This window comes from Pantoea sp. Pa-EAmG (assembly GCF_030024295.1).
Lineage (GTDB): Bacteria > Pseudomonadota > Gammaproteobacteria > Enterobacterales > Enterobacteriaceae > Pantoea > Pantoea dispersa.
In genome coordinates, this window is record NZ_JASEWO010000190.1 from 1 (window position 1) to 7,843 (window position 7,843).

Genomic DNA, 7,843 nt, shown 5'->3' on the forward strand with positions numbered 1-7,843 from the left:
TGTTAACAGGATGTGATGATAATAAATCCCAGCAAGCCGCCCAGCAGCAGCCCCCGGAAGTGGGTGTTGTCACGTTAAAAAACGAGCCCCTGAAAATCACCACCGAACTGCCAGGCCGTACTTCGGCGTTCCGCGTGGCTGAAGTGCGTCCGCAGGTGTCAGGTATCATTCTCAAGCGTAATTTTGTTGAAGGCAGTGATGTTAAAGCCGGCGATTCGCTGTACCAGATCGATCCCGCCACCTATCAGGCCGCCTACGACAGCGCAAAAGGCGATTTAGCCCAGGCGCAGGCCAACGCGCGCGTTGCCCAGCTGACGGTGAATCGTTACAAGCCACTGCTGGGTACCAAATATATCAGCCAGCAGGACTACGATAACGCCGCGGCCACCGCCGCGCAGACCGCCGCAGCCGTACAGGCGGCGCAGGCCAATGTGGAAACCGCCCGCATTAACCTGGCGTACACTAAAGTGACCTCGCCAATCAGCGGCCGCATTGGCAAATCCTCGGTGACGGAAGGTGCGCTGGTGTCGAACGGCCAGACCACCGCGCTGGCGACCGTGCAGCAACTCGACCCGATGTATGTCGATGTGACCCAATCCAGTGATGATTTCCTGCGCCTGCGCGGCGAGCTGGAGTCTGGTCAGCTGAAGCAGAACGACGGCAAAGCTAACGTTACCCTGCTGATGCAGAACGGTAGCGCATACAGCCAGCCGGGCACACTGGAATTCTCTGATGTTACCGTGGATGAAACCACCGGCTCGATTACCCTGCGCGCGATTTTCCCGAATCCGGATCATCGTTTGCTGCCGGGCATGTTCGTGCGTGCACGTCTGGATGAGGGCACTAACCCAACGGCGCTGCTGGTACCACAGACCGGCGTAACCCGCACGCCAACCGGTGAAGCCACCGCGATGGTAGTGGGCGCGGATAATAAAGTTGAAGTGCGTAAGATTACCGCGAACCAGGCGTTTGGCGACAAATGGCTGGTGACCGATGGCCTGAAAGAGGGCGATCGCGTGATTACCGTCGGTATTCAGCGTGCTAAACCGGGTGCTCAGGTGACGCCGCAGGAAGTCAAAGATGATGCCAAAGCCGCACCGGAATCTCAGTCTGCTAAATCATCGTCATAAACAGGAGCCGTTGATACATGGCTAAGTTCTTTATCGATCGCCCCATTTTTGCCTGGGTGCTTGCCATCATTATTATGCTGGCGGGTGCGCTATCGATTATCAAACTGCCGATCGAGCAATATCCCAACGTTGCGCCGCCGGCAGTTGAAATCCAGGCATCTTATCCGGGTGCAGATGCGAAAACGCTACAGGATTCGGTAACGCAGGTTATCGAACAGAATATGAACGGCATCGACGGGCTGATGTATATGTCCTCGAGCAGTGACTCTTCTGGTACGCTGACGCTGACGCTGACCTTCCAGTCTGGCACTGACGCCGACATTGCTCAGGTGCAGGTGCAGAACAAACTGCAGCTGGCGATGCCACTGCTGCCGCAGGAAGTACAGCAGCAGGGGATTCAGGTGAAAAAATCCTCCAGCAGCTTCCTGATGGTGGCCGGTTTCGTCAGCGAAGATGGCAGCATGACGCAGAACGACATCTCAGACTACGTAGCGTCGAACATCAAAGATCCGATCAGCCGTACGCCTGGCGTCGGTGATACTCAGGTGTTTGGTGCGCAGTATGCGATGCGTATCTGGCTCGATCCGCACAAGCTTAACAACTACCAGCTGACACCGGTGGATGTGATCAGCGCGCTGCAAACCCAGAACACCCAGGTGGCTGCCGGTCAGCTGGGCGGTACCCCACCGGTGCCAGGTCAGCAGCTTAACGCCTCGATCATTGCCCAGACGCGTCTGACCTCGACCGAAGAGTTCGGCAACATCATGCTGAAGGTCAATCAGGACGGCTCACAGGTGCGCCTGCGCGATGTCGCGAAAATTGAACTCGGCGGTGAAAACTACGAGATCATTGCCCGCTATAACGGCAAACCAGCCTCCGGTATCGGTGTCAAACTGGCGACCGGCGCCAACGCGCTGGATACCGCCGACGCGGTGAAAGCGGAACTGGCCAAGCTGGAACCGTTCTTCCCGGCCGGCATGAAAACCGTTTACCCGTACGACACCACGCCATTCGTTAAGATCTCCATTTTCGAAGTGGTGAAAACGCTGTTCGAAGCCATCGTGCTGGTGTTCCTGGTAATGTATCTGTTCCTGCAGAACTTCCGCGCGACGCTGATTCCTACCATCGCCGTGCCGGTGGTGCTGCTGGGCACCTTTGCCATCATCAGTGCCTTTGGCTACTCAATAAACACCCTGACGATGTTCGGCATGGTGCTCGCCATCGGCCTGTTAGTTGATGACGCCATCGTGGTGGTGGAAAACGTTGAGCGCGTCATGGCGGAAGAAGGATTACCGCCGAAAGAAGCCACCAAACGCTCGATGGAACAGATTCAGGGCGCGCTGGTTGGCATCGCGCTGGTGCTGTCAGCGGTATTTATCCCGATGGCGTTCTTCGGCGGCTCAACCGGGGTGATTTATCGTCAGTTCTCGATCACCATCGTTTCGGCGATGGCGCTGTCGGTGCTGGTGGCGTTAATTCTGACGCCAGCGCTGTGTGCCACCATGCTGAAGCCCATCAAAAAAGGTGAACACGGCAAAACCACCGGTTTCTTCGGCTGGTTTAACCGCCTGTTTGATAAGAGCACCAACCATTACGTCGACAGCGTCGGCCACATTGTGCGCAGCACCGGTCGCTATCTGCTGATTTATCTGCTGATTGTGGTCGGCATGGCTTACCTGTTCCTGAAACTGCCTACCTCGTTCCTGCCGGAAGAGGATCAGGGGCTGTTACTGGCGCAGGCGCAGCTGCCTGCCGGTGCGACTCAGGAACGTACGCAGAAGGTGCTGGATCAGGTTACGGATTACTTCCTGACCAAAGAGAAAGACAGCGTGAATTCGGTGTTTACCGTTAACGGCTTTGGCTTCGCCGGTCGTGGACAGAACACCGGTATCGCCTTCGTCAGCCTGAAGCCATGGGATGAGCGTGGTGATGCCAGCCTGAAAGTGCCGGCGATTGCCGGACGTGCGATGCAGGCGCTGGGTCAGATCAAAGATGCCATGGTGTTCCCGTTCAACCTGCCGGCCATTATCGAACTGGGTAACGCCACCGGTTTCGACTTCCAGCTGATCGATCAGGGTAACCTCGGCCATGAGAAGCTGACCGCCGCGCGTAACCAGCTGTTTGGCATGATCGCCCAGCATCCGGATACGCTGGTGGGCGTGCGTCCAAACGGGCTGGAAGATACGCCGCAGTACAAACTGATTATCGATCAGGAAAAAGCGCAGGCGCTTGGTGTGTCGCTGTCCGACATCAACACCACGCTGGGTGCGGCCTGGGGCGGTTCTTACGTCAACGACTTCATCGACCGTGGTCGCGTGAAGAAAGTGTACGTGATGGGTCAGGCCGACTCGCGCATGCTGCCGGATGACATCAGCAAATGGTACGTGCGCAACAGCGCCGGGACCATGGTGCCATTCTCTGCCTTCTCTTCGGCGAAGTGGCAGTATGGTTCACCACGTCTGGAACGTTATAACGGTCTGCCATCAATGGAGATCCTGGGTCAGGCGGCACCGGGCAAGAGCTCGGGTGATGCCATGAACCTGATGGAGAGCCTCGCCTCGAAGCTGCCTGCGGGTATCGGCTACGACTGGACCGGCATGTCCTATCAGGAACGCCTGTCCGGCAACCAGGCGCCTGCACTGTACGCCATTTCGCTGATTGTGGTGTTCCTGTGTCTGGCCGCGCTGTATGAGAGCTGGTCGATTCCGTTCGCGGTCATGCTGGTGGTGCCGCTGGGTGTGATTGGCGCCCTGCTCTTCACCACGCTGCGCGGTCTGAGTAACGACGTGTACTTTGTGGTGGGTCTGTTGACCACCATTGGTCTCTCGGCGAAGAACGCCATCCTGATCGTCGAATTCGCCAAGGATTTGATGGAGAAGGAAGGCAAAGGGCTGGTCGAGTCGACGCTGGAAGCCTCACGTATGCGTCTGCGTCCGATTCTGATGACGTCGCTGGCGTTCATCCTCGGCGTACTGCCGCTGGCGATCAGCAGCGGTGCCGGCTCCGGCGCACAGAACGCCGTCGGTACCGGCGTGATGGGCGGGATGGTGACGGCCACCGCGCTGGCGATCTTCTTCGTGCCGGTGTTCTTCGTGGTGGTGCGCCGCCGTTTCAGCAAGAACAAGTCTGAGCTGGAACAGGGCCATCCGGTCGATCACCCTCACTGATAGTTTCTCTCTGCTAAAAGGCCGCGCAAGCGGCCTTTTTTATTGCGCACTCCCCTGCTCCGCACGTTCCATGACAAATCCGCACCGGACGCGTGGTTGCAATCCTGCGGCGTGAGGTTCATAATATTGTTATATTATAACATTACACGAGAGCACTATTATGAAACCAAACATTCATCCGCACTACCGTCCTGTGGTGTTCCATGACACCACCGTCGACGAATACTTCAAAGTCGGCTCAACGATTCAGACCGACCGTACCATCCAGTTTGAGGGCGAAGAGCTGCCGTACGTCACGCTCGATGTGTCGTCGAAGTCGCACGTTTACTACACCGGTAAACAGAAAGAGTTTGCCAAAGAGGGCAGCGCCGCACGCTTCAACAAGCGTTTTGGCAGCTTCCTGACGCGCAGCAAATAACCGGAGTTCAGCCACATGCAAGTTGTCAGTTCATTGCGGTCTGCCAAGACCCGTCACAAAGATTGCAAAGTCGTGCGGCGTAAAGGTCGTATTTATGTGATTTGCAAAACCAACCCGCGCTTTAAGGCGGTGCAGGGAAGAAAGAAAAAACGTTAGGAAAGTGTCGTGATAATTGGCCGGGATGCTCCCCGGCCTTTTTTTTACTTCATGCTGTGCAGCAGAGTTTCCACATTGTGCTTAAACGCCGCCTCATAGGTGGGCGCCGGCCCGCTGGCCGCTGACAGCGCTTCCGGATAGAGCTCGCCACCGGGTTGCGCACCGGTTTCACTGGCGATCTGTTTCACCAGACGCGGATCGGTCTGATTCTCCATAAAGTAGGTGGTGATGTGCTCGGCCCGGAGCTGTTTGATGATAGCGGCGACATCGCTGGCGCTGGCTTCCGCTTCGGTTGAGAAGCCCACCGGCGCGAGGAATGTCACGCCGTAGCGCTGGCCGAAATAGCCAAAGGCATCATGGCTGGTGAGTACCTTGCGTTTACTTTGCGCCACGCCGGCAAATTCACTTTTGGCCCAGCTATCCAGCTTCTGCAACTGCTGAATATAGCGTTCACCGCTGTGACGGATGTCGGCGGCATCGTCCGGATCGGCTTTGATCAGCGCGTTCATCACGTTGGTGGCGTAGATCACGCCGTTGTGCATGCTGTTCCACGCGTGTGGATCGGTGATGGTTTTGCCATCCTCCTCCATTTTGCGCGTATTGACGCCGTTCGAGGCAACCACCACCGTGCCCTTATAGCCGGACGCGCTAATCAGCCGGTCCATCCAGCCTTCCATGCCCAGCCCGCTGACGAACACCACATCGGCCTGCGCCAGCGCCTGACTATCCTGCGGCGTCGGCTCAAAGGTGTGCGGATCGCCATCCGGCCCCACCAGCGATTTCACCTTAACGTGATCGCCGCCGACCTGTTTAACGATGTCAGCCAGCACGGTAAAACTGGCTACGGCATCAACGGTTTTTGCCAGCGTCAGCGGGCTAATCAGCATCGCGCCAATCGCCAGACTCAACGGTAACTTCTTCATACCTATCCCCTTGTCATCTTATTATCGACGGCGCAGCAGGCCGCCACATGGTCCTGTCAACACAGACAGCAAAAACAGTACGGCCGCACTCAGTACCACCGCCGGTCCGGCAGGCAGGGCATAGTGCCAGGAGAGCAACAGGCCGATAAAGGCGGCGATCAGCGCCAGCAGCATGGCAATCGCCAGCATGCGCGTAAGGTGACGGCTCCAGAAGCGCGCGCTGGTGGCGGGCAGCATCATCAGCCCAACGGACATCAGCGTGCCGAGCACCTGAAAACCCGCCACCAGATTCAGCACCACCAGCGTGAGGAAAATGCCGTGCACCAGCGGTGCGCTCCATTTTCCCTGCGCACGCAGAAAATCAGGATCAAAGGCATCAATGACCAGCGGCCGGAAGATCACGGCCAGCATCAGCAGGGTGAACGCGGCGATGCTGCCAACCAGCACAATCGCGCCGTTATCCACCGCCAGCAGCGAGCCGAACAACACGTGCAGCAGATCGACACTGGAACCGCGCAGTGATACCAGCGTGACGCCGAGCGCCAGCGAACCCAGATAGAAGCCGGAAAAGCTGGCATCCTCCTTCAGGTGGGTGTAACGGCTGACCGCACCGGACAGCAGCGCCACCGCCAGCCCGGCAATCAGGCCGCCAATGCCCATCGCCACCAGCGACAGGCCGGACACCAGATAGCCGATGGCGGCGCCCGGCAGTACCGCATGGGACAGCGCATCGCCCACCAGGCTCATACGGCGCAGCGAGAGAAAGACGCCGAGCGGCGTTGCACTGATCGCCAGCGCCATGCAGGCCACCAGCGCCCGGCGCATAAAACCAAACTCAATAAACGGCTGGAGTAACGTCATGACGCCACCCGGCACAGCCGCGGTTGCTGCGCACTGTCACGCTCATCCAGCGACAGCACGTCACGAAAATGGCGCGCCACCAGCAGCTTGTCGTGCAGCACCACCAGCAGCGTGGTGCCCGCCCGCTGCTGCTGTTCGAGAATCGACATCAGTAAGGTTATCGTCGGCGTATCAATGCCGTTGAAGGGTTCGTCCAGCAGCCAGAGCTGACTGCGCTGGAGCATCAGGCGCGCAAACAGCACGCGCTGCAACTGCCCGCCGGAGAGCATCGCGGGCTGCGCAGTGGCGAAGTCGCGCATCTGCACCGCCTCCAGCGCGGCATCAATCTCCTGCCTCAGCGCACGCGTGATGCCACCGAACCAGCCACAGCGCGGCCAGCAGCCCATTGCTACCAGCTCATAGACGGTGAGCGGGAAGCGGGTGTCCAGCTCGCTGCGCTGCGGCAACCAGCCCAGCGCTTTTCGCGGCAGCTGCAGTTCACAGCGTCCCGCCACTGGCGGCAGCAGTCCGGCGATAGTTTTGAGCAAGGTTGATTTGCCCGTTCCGTTGGCCCCGACCAGTGCCGTCATACTGCCGGCCGCCAGTTCGCCATTCACCACCGGCGTCACCGCCCTGCCCTGATAGCCGCCCTGCAGACGATGAAAACGCATCATTGGTGCAGGCCCCAGACGATGGCTAGAGCCAGCAGGCTACTCAGCAGTAGCGCTACCAGCAGGCGCCCGCCAAGCGAGAGAAGTAATCCACTGTGATTCATGACACGCCACCAAAATGTTATAACATAACAATATACTACCTGATGGCGTCATCGTGACGCGCGGAGGAAAGTGTTTCAAAAGTTGATCAGTGGCGATACGCCTGGGCGATTTGTGCCATCAAGCCAGCGCCCATCGCAGCAATCGCCCTTTCTGTTTACCAATGGCTTGCAATGTCCGGGCTGAAAGCCAATGATAGAACTCTCCTTGCTTTTTACGGGATGCAGAATGCAGTCTATTATTCATAGTGATATTGATGTGAATGAGGATGATTGCGGCAAGTTACGCCAGATTATCCAGGGGAATATTCTCAAAATAGCCCAGGACCTTGCCGGCGATTTACAGTGGTATTCTCAAAACGCACAATTAGTTCCCGACAGTGTTACCATTATTTCCATTCAGCCCGTCGGCCACAAACGATTTAAAATGCTTTACG

General features: G+C 57.8%; 7 protein-coding genes and 1 pseudogene. 5 read left to right on the forward strand and 3 right to left on the reverse strand.

Annotation, left to right across the window (positions count from 1 at the left end):
- The 4 genes from QMM04_RS19030 to ykgO all read left to right on the forward strand — a co-directional run.
- A partial coding sequence (locus tag QMM04_RS19030; RefSeq protein WP_282996765.1) for an efflux RND transporter periplasmic adaptor subunit occupies positions 1–1,130 on the forward strand: 1,130 nt, incomplete at its 5' end.
- A gap of 17 nt (positions 1,131–1,147) precedes the next feature.
- On the forward strand, positions 1,148–4,297 hold the full coding sequence (locus QMM04_RS19035) for a multidrug efflux RND transporter permease subunit AcrB (RefSeq protein ID WP_021507209.1): 3,150 nt from the start codon (positions 1,148–1,150) through the stop codon (positions 4,295–4,297).
- Positions 4,298–4,457: 160 nt separating this feature from the next.
- Positions 4,458–4,715 (forward strand): type B 50S ribosomal protein L31, encoded by a 258-nt coding sequence (locus tag QMM04_RS19040; protein WP_021507208.1) that lies wholly within the window; start codon positions 4,458–4,460, stop codon positions 4,713–4,715.
- A gap of 15 nt (positions 4,716–4,730) precedes the next feature.
- The gene (gene ykgO, locus QMM04_RS19045) at positions 4,731–4,871 is read left to right on the forward strand and encodes a type B 50S ribosomal protein L36 (RefSeq protein WP_010616859.1); all 141 of its coding nucleotides are present in this window, start codon (positions 4,731–4,733) and stop codon (positions 4,869–4,871) included.
- A gap of 44 nt (positions 4,872–4,915) precedes the next feature.
- On the opposite strand, the gene QMM04_RS19050 is transcribed toward ykgO, so the two are convergent.
- Genes QMM04_RS19050 through QMM04_RS19060 form a run of 3 tightly spaced genes read right to left on the reverse strand, consistent with a single transcriptional unit; the run spans position 4,916 to position 7,308 of the window.
- On the reverse strand, positions 4,916–5,794 hold the full coding sequence (locus tag QMM04_RS19050) for a metal ABC transporter substrate-binding protein (RefSeq protein WP_058769397.1): 879 nt from the start codon (positions 5,792–5,794) through the stop codon (positions 4,916–4,918).
- A 21-nt stretch (positions 5,795–5,815) separates the two neighbouring features.
- Entirely contained in the window at positions 5,816–6,655 is an 840-nt protein-coding gene (locus QMM04_RS19055) for a metal ABC transporter permease (RefSeq protein ID WP_021507206.1), read from the reverse strand.
- On the reverse strand, positions 6,652–7,308 hold the full coding sequence (locus QMM04_RS19060; protein WP_021507205.1) for an ABC transporter ATP-binding protein: 657 nt from the start codon (positions 7,306–7,308) through the stop codon (positions 6,652–6,654). Before QMM04_RS19060 ends, QMM04_RS19055 begins: the two co-directional genes overlap by 4 nt.
- Before the next feature lie 327 nt (positions 7,309–7,635).
- On the opposite strand from QMM04_RS19060, the pseudogene QMM04_RS19065 reads away from it, so the two are divergent.
- A pseudogene (locus QMM04_RS19065) lies at positions 7,636–7,843 on the forward strand (hypothetical protein); the annotation flags it as partial.